We start from the raw sequence: 14753 nt of genomic DNA on the forward strand, positions 1-14753 counted from the left end.
TCGATGCGACCGGGGTGGGACCGATATTTCATGGATATCGCCACCCTGGTGGCGAGTCGGTCGACCTGTCTGCGGCGACAGGTCGGCGCCGTGGTGGTCAAGGCGAAGAACATCCTGGCGACCGGCTACAACGGAACGCCATCCGGCATCACCCATTGCGAGGTGGCGGGCTGTCTGCGCGAGCAGCTGAAGGTGCCTTCCGGCCAGCGGCACGAGCTTTGCCGCGGCCTGCATGCCGAGCAGAACGCCATCATCCAGGCGGCCCGGCACGGGGTCAATCTCGATGGCGGTGTCCTCTACTGTACGCATTCGCCCTGCATCATCTGCAGCAAGATGCTGATCAACGCCGGTATCCGCAAGGTGGTCTACCTCGAGGGCTATCCGGACGAGCTGTCGCTGCAGATGCTGCAGGAAGCCGGAATCGAACTGGTACCCTTTTCCGCCGATGAGGAGGGAGACGAAGCATGAAATGTCCGTTTTGCGGCTTCGCTGACACCCGGGTGGTCGATTCCCGGCTGGGCAAGGATGGCAACAATATCCGTCGCCGGCGTGAATGCGCCGGTTGCGAAAAGCGCTTCACCACCTACGAGCGGATCGAGGAAACCCTGCCGCTGGTGATCAAGAAGGATGGCCGCCGGGAACCGTTCGATCGCACCAAGATCATCGCCGGCATGCAGCGGGCCTGCGAAAAACGGCCGGTTTCGATCGAAACCATCGAAAAGGCGGTTGACGGTCTTGAGCTGACCCTGCAGGAGAGCGGAAAGAAGGAGATCGAGGCCAGCCGCATCGGTGAAATGGTGATGGAAGTGCTGCATGACCTGGACGAGGTCGCCTACGTGCGGTTCGCCTCGGTCTACCGGCAGTTCAAGGACATCAACGAGTTCATGAACGAGTTGCAGGAGCTGCTGGCCCAGAACCAGAAGGGTCCGAAACAGCGCGCCTGATGACCGGCAGGGAAGAGAAATTCATGTGCCGGGCTCTTGAGCTCGCGCGCCTGGGAGATGGGCGGACACGGCCCAACCCTCCCGTCGGTGCTGTCATCGTACGGGACGGTGTCGTGGTCGGAGAGGGCTGGCACCGGCGCGCCGGTCAACCGCATGCCGAAATCGAAGCCCTGCTGCAGGCCGGGGAAGCCGCGCGCGGGGCGGAGATCTACGTCACCCTCGAGCCCTGTTCGCACACCGGGCGGACCGGACCCTGTGCCATGGCCCTGATCGAGGCCGGCATCCGCCGGGTGGTAACGGGTATTGAGGATCCCAACCCGGTCGTGGCCGGCCGCGGGCTGGCGATGCTGCGCCAGGCCGGAATCGAGGTCGAAACCGGCCTGCTCGCGGATGAGTGCCGCTGGCTCATCGGGCCGTTTCGCACCTTCATGCTCGCCGGGCGGCCGCTGACAACGCTCAAGGCGGCGGTGACCCTGGACGGGCGCACCGCCACCGGACATGGCGAGAGCCAGTGGATTTCCTGCGAAGAGAGCAGGCTCGACGTCCACCGGTTCCGCGACCGGGTCGACGCCATCATGGTCGGCGTCGGCACGGTTCTGCGTGACAATCCGCGTCTGACTACCCGGTTGCCGGACGGTGCCGGGCGGGATCCGCTGCGGGTGGTCGTCGACTCGCGACTGCGCACTCCGCCCGAGGCCGCCGTCGTTCGCGGTGAGGCCGGCGCCGGCGTCATCATCGCCACCACGCCGCAGGCCGACCCGCAGCGCATCAGGGCGCTCGAGGCGGCCGGCGCCGAAATCCTGATCTGCGACGAGATCGAGGGACAGGGCGTTGATCCTAAGTCGCTGTTGCGGGCGCTGGCCGAGCGGGAGATCATGCATCTGATGCTCGAGGGCGGCGCCACCCTCAATCGCAGTCTGCTGAAGGCGCGGCTGATCGACCGGGTCCGCCTCTATGTGGCGCCGGTGCTGTTCGGCGGCGACGACGGCGCCGGACTTTTCAGCGGTCCCGATGTCGGCTATATAAGGGCGGCCCATCGCCTGCGCTACCATCGTGTCGACCGCGTCGGCAGCGATCTGCTCATCGAAGGGGAGATGCTACCATGTTCACCGGACTGATCGAGGATGTCGGTATCCTGCGCCGTTTCCAGCGTGGCGGCAGCCTGTGCCAGCTGACCATCGCCACCGGCCTGCCGGTGACCAGCCTCCGGCTCGGAGACAGTGTCGCGGTCAACGGCGCCTGTCTGACGGTCGTCCATGTCGGCAGCGACGAGTTTACCGTCGATGTTTCGCCGGAAACGCTCGAGCGCACGGTGCTGGCGGCTCTGCAGCCGGGGGACCGGGTCAACCTGGAACGGGCGTTGCGTCTCGGCGACCGGCTCGGTGGCCATATCGTCACCGGGCACGTCGATGCCATCGCCACGCTGCGTTCGCGGCGCACGGCGGGCAACGCCGAAGTTCTCGATTTTGCCCTGGAGGCGGAGGCGCTCCGCTACCTGGTGGAAAAGGGATCGGTCGCCATCGACGGCATCAGTCTGACGGTCAACAGCGTCGGGGCCGACGGTTTTTCCGTCGCCATCATCCCCCATACACTGGAAAAAACGACGCTGTTTGCCATCAGACCCGGACAGAAGGTTAATATAGAGACGGATATTCTCGGGAAATATGTCGAACGCCTGCTGCAGGGCCGAACGGATCGCAACGAGGGGTTGAGCCTCGATCTTCTGGCCCGCAACGGTTTTCTCTGAAAGAGGTTGTCATGCCGCTAGCGAAGATTGAAGCGGCCCTGGAGGACATCCGCCAGGGCAAGATGGTCATTCTGGTCGATGACGAGGACCGGGAGAACGAGGGCGACCTGACCATGGCCGCCGAGAAGGTAACGCCCGAGGCGATCAATTTCATGGCCAAGTACGGCCGGGGGCTGATCTGTCTCTCGCTGACCGAGGAGCGCGCCGATTATCTCGACCTGCCGCTGATGGTGCAGGCCAACACCTCGTCTTTCGGTACCGCCTTCACTGTGTCGATCGAGGCCCGTCGCGGCGTGACCACCGGCATTTCCGCCGCCGACCGCGCCCGTACCATCCAGGTGGCCATCGCCGACGAAACCGGTCCGTCCGACCTGGCGCGGCCGGGTCATGTCTTTCCGCTGCGGGCCAAAAAGGGCGGGGTGCTGGTGCGCGCCGGCCAGACCGAAGGATCGGTCGATCTGGCGCGGCTGGCCGGACTCAAGCCGGCCGGGGTCATCTGCGAGATCATGAACGAAGACGGCACCATGGCGCGGATGCCCGAATTGCGGAAATTCGCCGATCAGCATGGACTGAAGATCGTCACCATCGCCGATCTTGTCGCCTACCGCATGCGCAAGGAACTGCTGGTGCGCCGGGCGGCAGAGACCGTCCTGCCGACACCCTACGGCGGCGAATTTCGCGCCATCGCCTACGAGAACGACGTCGACAACCTGAATCATCTGGCCTTGGTCAAGGGGGAGATCGACGGCGAAAAACCGGTGTTGGTGCGCGTCCATTCCGAATGTCTCACAGGTGACGTCTTCGGTTCCCAGCGCTGCGACTGCGGCGATCAGCTGCATGCGGCGATGCAGATGATCGCCGACGAAGGCGCCGGCGTCATCCTCTACATGCGCCAGGAGGGGCGGGGCATCGGACTGATCAACAAGCTGCGCGCCTACGCCCTGCAGGACCAGGGCTGCGATACGGTCGAGGCCAACGAAATGCTCGGTTTCAAGGCCGACCTGCGCGACTATGGCATCGGCGCCCAGATCCTTTCCGAGCTCGGAGTCCGCAAGATTCGGCTGATGACCAACAATCCGCGCAAGATTGTCGGTCTCGAAGGTTACGGCCTGGAGATCGTCGAACGGGTGCCGATTCAGGTCGAACCGACCGGTGAAAACCTGAAGTACCTGAAAACCAAGAGAGAAAAGCTGGGGCATCTGCTGGAAAACATCTGAGCGGAATGCCAACCGATCAAAGGAGAAGATGTCATGGTCAAGGTTGTCGAGGGAAAGCTGGAGGCCAGGGGGGTGAAAATCGCGCTGGTGGTCAGCCGTTTCAACAGTTTCATCTGTGACCGGCTGCTCGAAGGCGCACTCGACGCGCTGGTGCGCCACGGTGCCGAGGAAAAGGATCTGACCATCGTCAAGGTGCCCGGGGCGTTTGAAATCCCCCTGACGGCACAGAAGCTGGCCACGTCCTCCAAGTATGATGCGGTCATCTGTCTCGGTGCGGTCATCCGCGGCTCGACACCGCATTTCGACTATGTCAGCGCCGAGGTGTCCAAGGGGATCGCCGCAGTCGGTCTCGAGACCGGTGTGCCGGTCATCTTTGGCGTGCTGACCACCGACACCATCGAACAGGCGGTCGAGCGGGCCGGCAGCAAGGCGGGCAACAAGGGCGCCGAAGCTGCGATCAGCGCCATCGAAATGGTCAATCTCTGCAAGGCTCTCTGATCGATGGCCAGGGGAGTGCGTCGCCAGGGCAGGGAGCTGGCGTTGAAGATCATTTACGGCTTTGCCGGCCTGAACCAGGAGATCGGCCGCATCCTGGCCGATTTCTGGCGGAACTTCCGTTTCCGTGACGACGTGCTGGGCGAGGCGGTCGAAGATGCGGAGGCGGTTCCAGACGAAGTGCGCCAGTTCGCCGATGAACTGGCCAGGGGGGTACACGCGCATCTCGAGCGGATCGACGCGCGCATTGCGGACTGTTCCCGCAACTGGAGTCTCGACCGCATGGCGAGGGTCGATCTGGCCCTGTTGCGCCTGGGAACCTATGAACTGCTTTTCTGTCCCGATGTGCCGACCAGCGTCGTCATCAACGAGGCGATCGAAATCGGCAAGCGGTTCGGCACCGCCGAAACCCCGGGCTTCGTCAACGGCATTCTCGATCGTATCGCCCGCGACCGGGAGGCGAAATCGGCCGGATGAGCAGACTTCAGGAGGTTGTTTCGCCGCCCGACCGGATCGAGGCCGATCTGGCCGTGGTCTTTTTCGAACCCGCCACCGTTGCGCCGGACGGCCCCGCCGGTCTGTTCGATTGCCGGCTCGGCGGGGTGCTGGCCGATCATCTGCGCAGCACCGAAGGAGGCCGGCTTGAGCAACGGCTTCTCGTCCGTTCGTCAGGACGGATCGCCAGCCCCTGGGTTCTGTTTTTCCCCCTGGCAAAGGTTGGAGTCGAACCGCCGCAGGACTGTCTGGCCGAGGCCGTCGACACGGCTCTTGATGCCGGTTTCGGCTGCCTGGCCATGGCGCCGCCGGTTGAGCGCTGGCCCGATCGGGAATACTGGCTCGGTGCGCTGCAGGAGATTCTCGGCAGGCCGGAAAAAAGCGCCCTGGAATGCCTGGTCACTTTCAATCGCAGTTACCTGCACGATCACGCGGCTGCGGTTTTCAATCTCTAGAAAGGGACGTTCGCATCATGAAGGAAATCAAGGTCGGATTGCTCGGTTTCGGCACCATTGGCACCGGAGTGGTCAAGCTGTTGCAAAACAACGGCGAGCTGCTGGCGGAGCGGCTCGGCTGCCGGCTGCGTCTGGTTCGCATCGCGGACCTCGACATCAGCAGCGACCGCGGTGTTCGTGTCGATGCCGGGATTCTCACCTCCGATGCCATGAGCATCCTCGACGATCCGGAGATCGATGTCGTCATCGAACTGATCGGTGGCTATGAGCCGGCCCGCACCTTTGTCCTGCGCGCCATCGAGAACGGCAAACAGGTGGTGACGGCCAACAAGGCCCTGCTGGCCCTGCACGGCAGGGAGATCTTCTCCGCTGCTGCCGAAAAGGGGGTCGAAGTTCTCTTCGAGGCGGCTGTCGGTGGCGGCATACCCATCATCACCTCGCTCAAGGAAAATCTCTGCGGCAACAGGTTCAGGTCGGTGTTCGGCATCCTCAACGGAACCTGCAACTACATTCTCTCCCGGATGACCCACGAAGGCGAGGAATTCGCCACCGTGCTCGCCGAGGCGCAGCAGGCCGGTTACGCCGAGGCCGACCCGACCTTCGATATCGAAGGGGTCGACACCGCCCACAAGCTGGCGCTGCTCGTTGGTCTCTGCTTCGGAACCAACATCGATTTCGCTGCCATTCACAGCGAGGGGATCAGCAGCCTCACCAGCCAGGATATCCGTTTCGCCGACCAGTTCGGCTATCGGATCAAGCTGCTGGCCATCGGCAAGCGGCATGATGACGGGACCATCGAGGCGCGGGTGCATCCGACCATGATTCCGAAGCACTATCCGCTGGCGGATGTCGACGGCGCCTACAACGCGGTCCGGGTGGTCGGCGATTTTGTCGGTCCCGTAATGCAGTACGGACTGGGAGCCGGCATGGACGCGACCGCCAGTGCCGTTGTCGGCGACCTGATGGCCCTGGCCCGGAATCTGGTTCGCGGCCAGGGGGCGCGGACCCACGGCCTGGGTTGCCATCCCGGACAGCTGCGCGAGCTGCAGGTTCGTCCGATGGCCGATGTCGTGACCCAGTACTACCTGCGCTTTACCACCGTCGATCGTCCCGGAGTGCTGGCGGCCATTTCAGGCATCCTCGGACAGCATCAGATCAGCATTGCCTCCATGGTGCAGCCCGAGAGGCACGAAGCCGAGGCGGTGCCGATCGTCATTATGACCCATGAGGCCCGAGAGCGGGATGTACAGGCTGCGCTGCAGCAGATCGACCAGCTCGACATTGTGCGGGAGAAATCGCACCTGATCCGCATCGAAAACCAGCTTTGAAGTAAGATTAAAATAGGCTTGTCCATGTGGGCCGCGTGATCTTCCTGGGGTCCACTTTTTTAAAACGCCTTTTTATTTTGTACTTGCCTATGGGCCTGCGGACGGATAAAATCCACACAGCTTTCGCCCGCAATTCTATTCAGGAGGAGTTATGAGGATCGTCAGAAGAATTGTAGTCGCCCTGTTCGTACTGGTCTGCATGGCCGGGTCCGCCTATGGTTCCGGATTCGCCATCATCGAGCAGAGCGTCTCCGGTCTGGGGAACGCCTTTGCCGGCGGTGCCGCCGTAGCCGAGGATGCAACCACCATCTTTTTCAACCCTGCCGGCATTACCCGCATCAAGGGACAGCAGGTCGTGGTTGGAATGCACATCATCTATCCGCAGGCCGATTTCAGTGGTACCGCCCAGACCAGCGCCTTGCTTGGTTCCGTACCGATCACCGGCTCCGGCAAGGATGGCGGCGAGAGCGCCTTCGTCCCCAATCTCTACTATGTCTACAACCCGGAAAACAGCCCTTGGGCCTTCGGTCTTGGCATCAACGCCCCCTTCGGGCTGGTGACCGAGTGGGACCGCAACTGGATCGGCCGCTACCACGCCGTCAAGTCGGACGTGGAGACCATTAACATCAACCCGGTGGTGGCCTGCAAGGTCGACGACCACCTGAGTGTCGCCGTCGGTGCCAGCGCCCAGCGCATCGACGCCGAACTGAGTTCGGCCGTCGATTTCGGCAGCATTCTTGCCGCCAGTGCAGTCCCCGGAGCCGTGCCGACACAGCAGGACGGTTTTTCCGTGCTGGAGGCCGACGACTGGGCCTTCACCTTCAATGTCGGCGTCCTGTACGAGTTCGACGAGGACAGCCGCATCGGCGCCCACTACCGGTCGCAGGTCAACTACGAGGCCAAGGGGACGGCCGAATTTTCCTATGACAACGTTCCGGCCGGTTTCATTCCCATTCTCCAGGGTGCCGGATTTGTCAACCAGGATGCCTCGGCCGACATCAATTTGCCGGCCAGCTTCTCCCTGAGCGGGTACCATCGTTTCAGCCCCAGCTTCGCCGTCATGGCCGATGCCACTCTGACCTTCTGGAGCAGTTTCGACGAGTTGCGGGTCAAATTTGCTAACGGTGTACTGCCTGACAGCGTCACAACGGAAAACTGGGACAACAACTGGCGGCTTTCGCTCGGCGGTGTCTATACGGTCAACGACAGCCTCGACCTGCGCTTCGGGGTCGCCTTCGACGAGACGCCGATTCCCGGTGCCGAGTACCGCACGCCGCGCATTCCCGGTGAAGACCGTTACTGGGTCGCCGTCGGCGCCGGCTACCGCTTCAGCGACGCCCTCAGCCTCGATTTCGGCTACACCCACCTGTTCGTCCCCGATGCCAAGATCAACAAGCTGGCCGGAACGGATCCCACCGGAGAGAACTTCTTCCGCGGCGATCTGGTCGGCGAATTCGAAAACTCGGTCGATATTGCCAGCTTGCAGCTCAACTGGAACTTCTGATTCCACGCGAGCCATTCACGATGTAAAAAGCCCGGCCGTTTCGGCCGGGCTTTTTTTTCGATGGGCGAGTCGGGGACGGGCGTTTACCTGTTGGCGGAAATTTCCGGCTCGACGACGTAGCGCTTGATCTTGCGGGTCGTGGTTTTGGGAAATTCGTCGTCGCGCAGGGTGAATTTCTTGATCCGCTTGTAGTCGGCCAGACGCTTGCCGCAGGCCAGGACCTCGCGGCGGATGAGTTCCTCGACGTCGGCGCGGCTCAACGGGCCTTTCTTTCTTTCCCGCTGGTAGTTGTCGAGCTGTTCCTGGTCCGGATAGATGACGGCGTAGACCTCCTCGGCCGTGGGACTGACCTTGTGGCCGTAGACCATGACTTCGGCGATGTAGGGGCTCTTGAGCAGTTCGTTCTCCACCTCTTCCGGATAGACGTTCTTGCCGTTGGGGGTGACGATGAGATTTTTCACCCGGCCGCAGATGGAGAGATAGCCGTCTTCGTCCATGCGGCCCAGATCGCCGGTCCGGTACCAGCCGTCGTTCAGGACTTCGGCCGTTTCGTCGGGCCGCTTGTAGTAGCCCTGCATGACATTGGGGCCGCGGACGACGATTTCGCCGATTCCTTCCTCGTTGGGGTTGTCGATGCGGACCTCGACCCCCTCGAGCAGCGGTCCGACGGTGCCCGCCTTCTGCCGGCCGGGAGCCTCGGCGGAGATGACCGGTGAGGTTTCGGTGATGCCGTATCCCTGGAAGAGCTGCAGCCCCAGTTCGTGGTAGCCGCGGGCGATCTCCGGATCGAGGGCCGCTCCGCCGCTGACGAATTTGGTGTTTTCGCCTACCGACTGCCTGATCTTGCGGGCAACGATGCCGCGGGTGAGGGGATTGGCGTAGAGCAGCCGGGCCATGGGCTGGCTGTTGATCCGCTTGCGGATCCTGTCCAGCACCAGGCGGTAGACCGCCGGCACCCCGAGCAGGAAGGATGGTTTCACCTCCGCCAGGTTCTCTCCCAGCTTTTTCAGCGATTCGGCGAATGAGACGGTGCCGCCCAGCGACAGGGGGAGGAGGATGCCGCAGACCTGCTCGAAGACGTGGTTGATGGGCAGGAAGGAAAGGGTGGTCATGCTGCCATCGAGATCGAAATGCTTCACCGCCGCCTGGATGTTGGAGACAATGTTGGCATGACTGAGCATGGCTCCCTTGGAGCGGCCGGTGGTACCGGAGGTGTAGAGAATGACGGCGGTGTCTTCGGGCCGGCGTTCGGTCGGGCCGAGATCGGCGGCCGGTTTGAGCTGCGAGAAGAAGACCAGCCGTCCCGATTTGGCCAGTTTGTTCAGGTTGACCCGTTCGGGGGCGAACAGGTCGAGCTCCTTCAGGTTCTTCCGCTCCTTCCCGGAAGAACTTCCTTCGGTACTGGCCACTTCGCGGGCGAGCGCCTCGATACGTCGGACCTCTTCCGCCGGAATCCTGTATGTGATGACCAGTTCCTTCCAGGCTTCGACCAGAGCGTCGATCTCTTCACCTCGGCTCAGCTCGATGTCGTCATGATCGAGCAGGACCAGCCGTTCGAGCTTCGGCAGATCGTCGAGCAGGCCGAGAATGGTATCGAGGTAGGCCTGCTCGGTGAAGAGGACCCTGGCTTCGCAGTCGGACAGGACGTGCCGCAGTTCGGTGGCTTTCAACTCCTTGTCGATGGGCACCGCGACGCCGCCGCGGCGAAGAATGCCGAGATAGGCGGCGACCCACCGCGGCGATGCGGCGGCGATGATGGCGGCATGCTCGCCGGGCCGAAACCGCTTCGGGGGCAGCGCAGCAGCGGCGCGGGCCGACTTGGTCCAGAGTTCGTCATAGGTAATGTCGCTCCAGCGGCCGGCCCGTTTTTCACGCAAGGCGGCCTTGCCCCTGTTGCGCTCGCAGCTCTGTCCGATCAGCTGGTCAATGGTTTGCACTTTGGCCTCCATGTCGTACGGTAGAAATTTGATGCTGACCTGTCCAAATCTCTCGAAACCTACCCGAATCCAGGGCATGCGGCAAGAAAAAATCAGCGTTGGCGCGACCTTGCGACGCCAGGAGGCAAAAGGAAAAAAATGCGGGTGAAAATGCTTGACATCCCGCGCGGCTTTTTGTTAAAAGTTTCCGGCGTTGACACGAGGCATGTAGGCACGTAGCTCAGTGGGAGAGCACTACCTTGACACGGTAGGGGTCGGCGGTTCAATCCCGCCCGTGCCTACCACATGCAACAGTACTGAACGGCGAAACCGAGGCATCATTCGATGCCTCTTTTCGTTTCTGCCAGGGGAGTCGGAGATGAGCGTGATTCGCGTCAGCCTGCCGGATGGCAGTGTCAAAGAGGTTGAAAAGGGGAGTACCCCGCTGGATGTCGCCCGGACAATCGGGGAGGGTCTGGCGCGTCAGTCGGTGGCTGCCCGCGTCGATGGTCGCCTGGTAGACCTGACGCGGCCTCTCAATTCCGACTGCCGGCTCGAACTGGTCACTCTCAAGAGCAGTGAAGGGCTCGAAATCTACCGCCACTCCGCCGCTCATCTCATGGCCCATGCCGTCAAGAGCCTGTTCGGTCGTGACGTCCAGGTGACCATCGGGCCGGCCATCGACAACGGGTTCTATTACGATTTCTACAGCGAGAACCACACCTTCACTCCCGAGGAATTCGACAGGATCGAGGCCCGCATGGCCGAGCTGGCGAAGGCCGACTATCCCATCGAGAGACAGGAGATCGGTCGCGAGGAGGCGATTCGTCTCTTCAGCGAGATGGGAGAAGACTACAAGGTCGAGCTGATCCGCGATCTCGACGAACCGGTGGTCTCCATCTACCGGCAGGGCGATTTCGTCGATCTCTGCCGCGGTCCGCATCTGCCTTCGACCGGCTACCTGAAGGCCTTCAAGCTGACCAGCGTTGCCGGAGCCTACTGGCGTGGCGACGAGAAGAACGCCATGCTGCAGCGGATCTATGCCACGGCCTTTCCCGACAAGAAAGAGCTGAAGAAATACCTGCACCGGCTCGAGGAGGCGCGCAAGCGAGATCACCGCAAGCTCGGCCGGGAGCTCGATCTTTTCTCCTTCAGCGAGGAGGCGGGAGCCGGTCTGGTCATCTGGCATCCGAAAGGGGCGCTGTTGCGTACCCTGATCGAGGATTTCGAGCGGCGCGAACACCTGAAGCGGGGCTACGACATCGTCATGGGGCCGCAGATTCTGCGCACCGAACTGTGGAAGACCTCGGGACACTACGAGAATTATCGCGAAAACATGTATTTCACCGAGGTCGACGAGCAGAGCTACGGCATCAAGCCGATGAACTGCCTGGCCCACATGCTGATCTACAAGTCGAAGATCCGCTCCTACCGCGACCTGCCGCTGCGCTATTTCGAACTCGGCACCGTGCACCGGCACGAAAAATCCGGTGTGCTGCACGGCCTGTTGCGGGTGCGCGGTTTCACCCAGGACGACGCCCACATCCTCTGTACGCCCGAACAGCTCGATGGCGAGATCAAGGGGGTGCTGAATTTTGTCCGCGACGTGATGGGGATCTTCGGTTTCGAATACGAGATGGAGATCTCCACCCGGCCGGAAAAGTCGATCGGCTCGGACGAGGACTGGGAGCGTGCCACCCGGGCCCTGATGGGCGCCCTGGACGACTCGGGTCTCCCCTACGAGGTCAACGAGGGCGACGGCGCCTTCTACGGGCCGAAGATCGACATCAAGCTCAAGGATGCTCTCGATCGCCGCTGGCAGTGCGCGACCATCCAGTGCGACTTTACCCTGCCGGAACGCTTCGATCTTACCTACATCGGCCCGGACGGCGAGAAGCACCGGCCGGTCATGGTGCACCGCGTCATTCTCGGCGCCATCGAGCGTTTCATCGGGGTTCTGATCGAACATTACGCCGGAAATTTCCCGCTCTGGATTTCTCCGGTTCAGGCTGTGGTGATGAATGTCACCGACAATCAGGCCGCTTACGCCGAAAAAGTCCACGAAACCCTGTTAAATGCCGGAATCAGGGTAAAAAAGGACTTGCGAAATGAAAAGCTGGGCTTTAAAATCCGTGAGGCTCAGGTCGAGAAAGTTCCCTACATGCTGGTCATCGGCGATCGCGAGATGGCCGACGGCACGGTCGCTCCCCGTTATCGGGACGGAAGGAACCTCGAGCCGATGACGCCGGAAGTTTTCGCAGCATTCGTCCAGGACGAATGCCGTCAATACCGTTGATCAGGAGGTGCTGCTATCGCCAGGTTCAGAGACAACAGGACGACGGGAGATACGACCCGCGTCAACGGCCAGATAAGGGCCCGGGAAGTCCGGGTCATCACCGAGGACGGAGAACAGCTGGGCATCATGGATGTTGCCTCCGCCCTGGAAGCCGCCGCCGAGCGCGGCCTGGATCTGGTCGAGGTAGCACCGAATTCAAATCCGCCTGTCTGCCGCATCATGGATTACGGCAAGTACAAGTACCAGGCGAGCAAAAAGGCTGCTGAAGCTAAGAAGAAAGCGGCCCGGGTCGATATCAAGGAAGTCAAGCTGCGGCCCAAGACCGAGGAGCACGACTACAACGTCAAGGTTCGCAACGCTCGACGCTTTCTCGAGGCCGGCAACAAGGTCAAGGTGACCATCATGTTTCGCGGCCGCGAGGTGACCCATCCGGAGTTCGGCCGCAGGCTCCTGGAGCGGGTCGCCGAAGACGTGAAGGATCTCGGCCAGGTCGAGATGATGCCTCGGATGGCCGGGCGGTTCATGACCATGGTCGTTGCGCCGCTGAAAAAATAATTCCCGCTCTGCAGCGGGTGCCAAGGAGAACGATATGCCGAAGATCAAGACCAACAGGGGCGCCGCCAAGCGCTTCCGCAGGACCGGAACCGGAAAGATCCGTCGGAACAAGGCTTATCACAGCCACATTCTGACCAAAAAGACCACCAAGAGAAAGCGTGAAATGCGTCAGTCGGCCCTGGTTGCGCCGGCGGATGCCAAGAATATCGCCCGGCTCATTCCCTATCTGTGAGCCGGACACCAGGGCAGTGAACTGAGGGGAAAGGTCTCCTCCTTCAGATCCTGTCCGGATCGTGGTTTTGTGCCACGATCAATTTTTTTTAAAGGAGTGCTGAAAGATGCCGAGAGTCAAAAGAGGATTCAAAGCGAGACGCAGAAGAAACCGTATCCTGAAACTGGCCAAAGGTTACCGCGGCGCGCGTGGCAAGCTGTTCCGCAGCGCCACCGAGGCGGTCGACCGGGCCCTCAACTACGCCTACCGCGACCGCAAGGTGCGCAAGCGCGACTTCCGCGCGCTGTGGATCACCCGCATCAACGCCGCGGCGAGGGAAAACGGCCTGACCTACAGCCGCCTGGTGCACGGGCTGAAGAAAGCCGACATCCAGCTCGACCGGAAGATTCTGGCCGAACTGGCGGTGACTGATCCCGCCGGCTTTAGCTCGGTTGTGGAGCAGGCTCGAGCGCAGCTTCAATAACGGAGAAAAAAGATGAGGCTGGGCCTCATCTTTTTTTTTGTGCAGCCCGTACAGGGGCGACTGCATCATTTTCAAGGATGGGAGCATGAAGGACAAACTCGAAACCCTGGCCCGTGACACCGGCGCGGCGATAGCCGCCGCCGTCAGCGAATCCGAGCTGCAGCAGATTCGGGTTCGGATTCTCGGCAAGAAGGGCGAGCTGACGGCGATCATGAAGGGGATGGGAAAGCTTTCCCCCGAAGAACGTCCGGTCGTTGGCGCTCTCGCCAACAGGGTCAAGCAGGAACTGGAACAGGCCTTTGCCGAAAAGATCGGGCAGCTGCGGCAGCAGGAGGTCGCCCGCCGCCTGGCTTCGGAAAAGATCGACGTGACTCTGCCCGGCCGTCCGGCCTGGATCGGCAGCCGGCATCCGATCACCCTGGTGACCGAAGAAGTGGTCGGCATTTTTGCCTCGCTCGGTTTCGGCGTTGCCGAAGGCCCTGAAATCGAGCAGGATTTCTACAATTTCGAGGCGCTGAACATCCCGAAGGACCATCCCGCGCGTGACATGCAGGATACCTTCTATATCGACGACGACACCGTACTGCGCACCCACACATCGCCGGTGCAGATCCGCACCATGCTGGCGCAGCAGCCGCCGGTCCGGGTGGTCGCGCCGGGGACTGTCTACCGTCGGGATTCCGACCTGACCCACAGCCCGATGTTTCACCAGATCGAGGGTTTTCTGGTCGACAGGAAGGTCACCTTCGGTGACCTGAAGGGGATTCTGACTACCTTTATCGAGCGTTTCTTCGGCCCCGATCTCGGTGTGCGCTTTCGGCCGTCCTTCTTTCCCTTCACCGAGCCTTCGGCGGAAGTCGATGTCGAATGCGTCATCTGCCGCGGCAAGGGCTGCCGGGTCTGCGGGCAGACCGGCTGGCTCGAAATTCTCGGCAGCGGCATGATCGACCCGGAGGTTTTCCGTTCCGTCAACTACGATCCCGAAGTCTACAGCGGCTTTGCCTTCGGGATGGGGCTGGAGCGCATGGCCATGCTGAAATACGGCGTCAACGACCTGCGGCTCTTTTTCGAGAACGACATCAGATTCCTCTCTCAGTTCAAGTAGT

16 protein-coding genes and 1 tRNA gene are annotated in these 14753 nt (G+C 61.8%); 16 read left to right on the top strand and 1 reads right to left on the bottom strand.

What is annotated here, in order from left to right; all coding sequences use genetic code 11:
* The first annotated feature begins 3 nt into the window (after positions 1 to 3).
* The 10 genes from EDC39_RS02115 (at position 4) to EDC39_RS02160 (ending at position 8185) form a co-directional block, all read left to right on the top strand.
* On the top strand, positions 4 to 468 hold the full coding sequence (locus EDC39_RS02115) for a deoxycytidylate deaminase (protein WP_148894453.1): 465 nt from the start codon (positions 4 to 6) through the stop codon (positions 466 to 468).
* Complete coding sequence (nrdR, locus tag EDC39_RS02120; RefSeq protein WP_148894454.1) at positions 465 to 944, top strand: transcriptional regulator NrdR; 480 nt, start codon at positions 465 to 467, stop codon at positions 942 to 944. The genes EDC39_RS02115 and nrdR overlap by 4 nt, the downstream gene beginning before the upstream one ends.
* Before the next feature lie 23 nt (positions 945 to 967).
* Complete coding sequence (ribD, locus tag EDC39_RS02125) at positions 968 to 2062, top strand: bifunctional diaminohydroxyphosphoribosylaminopyrimidine deaminase/5-amino-6-(5-phosphoribosylamino)uracil reductase RibD (protein ID WP_222862821.1); 1095 nt, start codon at positions 968 to 970, stop codon at positions 2060 to 2062.
* Positions 2047 to 2691: a riboflavin synthase gene (locus tag EDC39_RS02130; protein ID WP_148894456.1), complete on the top strand. Its 645-nt coding sequence runs from the start codon at positions 2047 to 2049 to the stop codon at positions 2689 to 2691. Before ribD ends, EDC39_RS02130 begins: the two co-directional genes overlap by 16 nt.
* Positions 2692 to 2702: 11 nt before the next feature.
* Entirely contained in the window at positions 2703 to 3908 is a 1206-nt protein-coding gene (locus EDC39_RS02135) for a bifunctional 3,4-dihydroxy-2-butanone-4-phosphate synthase/GTP cyclohydrolase II (RefSeq protein ID WP_148894457.1), read from the top strand.
* Positions 3909 to 3941: 33 nt separating this feature from the next.
* Positions 3942 to 4406: a 6,7-dimethyl-8-ribityllumazine synthase gene (ribH, locus tag EDC39_RS02140; RefSeq protein ID WP_148894458.1), complete on the top strand. Its 465-nt coding sequence runs from the start codon at positions 3942 to 3944 to the stop codon at positions 4404 to 4406.
* A gap of 3 nt (positions 4407 to 4409) precedes the next feature.
* A complete protein-coding gene (gene nusB / locus EDC39_RS02145) occupies positions 4410 to 4880 on the top strand; it encodes a transcription antitermination factor NusB (RefSeq protein ID WP_148894459.1) in 471 nt (156 codons plus the stop codon).
* On the top strand, positions 4877 to 5353 hold the full coding sequence (locus EDC39_RS02150; RefSeq protein ID WP_148894460.1) for a hypothetical protein: 477 nt from the start codon (positions 4877 to 4879) through the stop codon (positions 5351 to 5353). Before nusB ends, EDC39_RS02150 begins: the two co-directional genes overlap by 4 nt.
* Before the next feature lie 17 nt (positions 5354 to 5370).
* On the top strand, positions 5371 to 6681 hold the full coding sequence (locus tag EDC39_RS02155) for a homoserine dehydrogenase (RefSeq protein ID WP_148894461.1): 1311 nt from the start codon (positions 5371 to 5373) through the stop codon (positions 6679 to 6681).
* Between the two features lie 151 nt (positions 6682 to 6832).
* Complete coding sequence (locus EDC39_RS02160) at positions 6833 to 8185, top strand: OmpP1/FadL family transporter (RefSeq protein ID WP_148894462.1); 1353 nt, start codon at positions 6833 to 6835, stop codon at positions 8183 to 8185.
* An 83-nt stretch (positions 8186 to 8268) separates the two neighbouring features.
* On the opposite strand, the gene EDC39_RS02165 is transcribed toward EDC39_RS02160, so the two are convergent.
* The gene (locus EDC39_RS02165; RefSeq protein ID WP_148894463.1) at positions 8269 to 10122 is read right to left on the bottom strand and encodes an AMP-dependent synthetase/ligase; all 1854 of its coding nucleotides are present in this window, start codon (positions 10120 to 10122) and stop codon (positions 8269 to 8271) included.
* Between the two features lie 209 nt (positions 10123 to 10331).
* Here EDC39_RS02165 and EDC39_RS02170 point away from each other — a divergent pair.
* From EDC39_RS02170 to pheS, 6 genes are all read left to right on the top strand, one after another.
* Positions 10332 to 10406: transfer RNA gene (locus tag EDC39_RS02170), tRNA-Val, on the top strand.
* A gap of 74 nt (positions 10407 to 10480) precedes the next feature.
* Positions 10481 to 12397, top strand: coding sequence for a threonine--tRNA ligase (thrS, locus tag EDC39_RS02175; RefSeq protein WP_148894464.1), 1917 nt, complete (start codon positions 10481 to 10483; stop codon positions 12395 to 12397).
* 15 nt (positions 12398 to 12412) lie between these two features.
* Positions 12413 to 12952 carry a translation initiation factor IF-3 gene (infC, locus tag EDC39_RS02180; RefSeq protein WP_148894465.1) on the top strand — a complete coding sequence of 180 codons (540 nt, stop codon included), beginning with the start codon at positions 12413 to 12415 and terminating at the stop codon, positions 12950 to 12952.
* A 34-nt stretch (positions 12953 to 12986) separates the two neighbouring features.
* Positions 12987 to 13184: a 50S ribosomal protein L35 gene (rpmI, locus tag EDC39_RS02185; RefSeq protein ID WP_148894466.1), complete on the top strand. Its 198-nt coding sequence runs from the start codon at positions 12987 to 12989 to the stop codon at positions 13182 to 13184.
* A gap of 106 nt (positions 13185 to 13290) precedes the next feature.
* On the top strand, positions 13291 to 13647 hold the full coding sequence (rplT, locus tag EDC39_RS02190; protein ID WP_148894467.1) for a 50S ribosomal protein L20: 357 nt from the start codon (positions 13291 to 13293) through the stop codon (positions 13645 to 13647).
* Between the two features lie 85 nt (positions 13648 to 13732).
* The gene (gene pheS, locus EDC39_RS02195; protein WP_148894468.1) at positions 13733 to 14752 is read left to right on the top strand and encodes a phenylalanine--tRNA ligase subunit alpha; all 1020 of its coding nucleotides are present in this window, start codon (positions 13733 to 13735) and stop codon (positions 14750 to 14752) included.
* The last annotated feature ends 1 nt before the right edge of the window (position 14753 follow it).

It is taken from the genome of Geothermobacter ehrlichii, assembly GCF_008124615.1.
GTDB classification, from domain to species: Bacteria; Desulfobacterota; Desulfuromonadia; order Desulfuromonadales; family Geothermobacteraceae; genus Geothermobacter; species Geothermobacter ehrlichii.

What these genes read in the sequence shown, in the direction of transcription:
- EDC39_RS02115 (WP_148894453.1), top strand. Translation starts at nt 4, where the DNA reads ATGCGACCGGGGTGGGACCGATATTTCATGGATATCGCCACCCTGGTG.
- nrdR (WP_148894454.1), top strand. Translation starts at nt 465, where the DNA reads ATGAAATGTCCGTTTTGCGGCTTCGCTGACACCCGGGTGGTCGATTCC.
- ribD (WP_222862821.1), top strand. Translation starts at nt 968, where the DNA reads ATGTGCCGGGCTCTTGAGCTCGCGCGCCTGGGAGATGGGCGGACACGG.
- EDC39_RS02130 (WP_148894456.1), top strand. Translation starts at nt 2,047, where the DNA reads ATGTTCACCGGACTGATCGAGGATGTCGGTATCCTGCGCCGTTTCCAG.
- EDC39_RS02135 (WP_148894457.1), top strand. Translation starts at nt 2,703, where the DNA reads ATGCCGCTAGCGAAGATTGAAGCGGCCCTGGAGGACATCCGCCAGGGC.
- ribH (WP_148894458.1), top strand. Translation starts at nt 3,942, where the DNA reads ATGGTCAAGGTTGTCGAGGGAAAGCTGGAGGCCAGGGGGGTGAAAATC.
- nusB (WP_148894459.1), top strand. Translation starts at nt 4,410, where the DNA reads ATGGCCAGGGGAGTGCGTCGCCAGGGCAGGGAGCTGGCGTTGAAGATC.
- EDC39_RS02150 (WP_148894460.1), top strand. Translation starts at nt 4,877, where the DNA reads ATGAGCAGACTTCAGGAGGTTGTTTCGCCGCCCGACCGGATCGAGGCC.
- EDC39_RS02155 (WP_148894461.1), top strand. Translation starts at nt 5,371, where the DNA reads ATGAAGGAAATCAAGGTCGGATTGCTCGGTTTCGGCACCATTGGCACC.
- EDC39_RS02160 (WP_148894462.1), top strand. Translation starts at nt 6,833, where the DNA reads ATGAGGATCGTCAGAAGAATTGTAGTCGCCCTGTTCGTACTGGTCTGC.
- thrS (WP_148894464.1), top strand. Translation starts at nt 10,481, where the DNA reads ATGAGCGTGATTCGCGTCAGCCTGCCGGATGGCAGTGTCAAAGAGGTT.
- rpmI (WP_148894466.1), top strand. Translation starts at nt 12,987, where the DNA reads ATGCCGAAGATCAAGACCAACAGGGGCGCCGCCAAGCGCTTCCGCAGG.
- rplT (WP_148894467.1), top strand. Translation starts at nt 13,291, where the DNA reads ATGCCGAGAGTCAAAAGAGGATTCAAAGCGAGACGCAGAAGAAACCGT.
- pheS (WP_148894468.1), top strand. Translation starts at nt 13,733, where the DNA reads ATGAAGGACAAACTCGAAACCCTGGCCCGTGACACCGGCGCGGCGATA.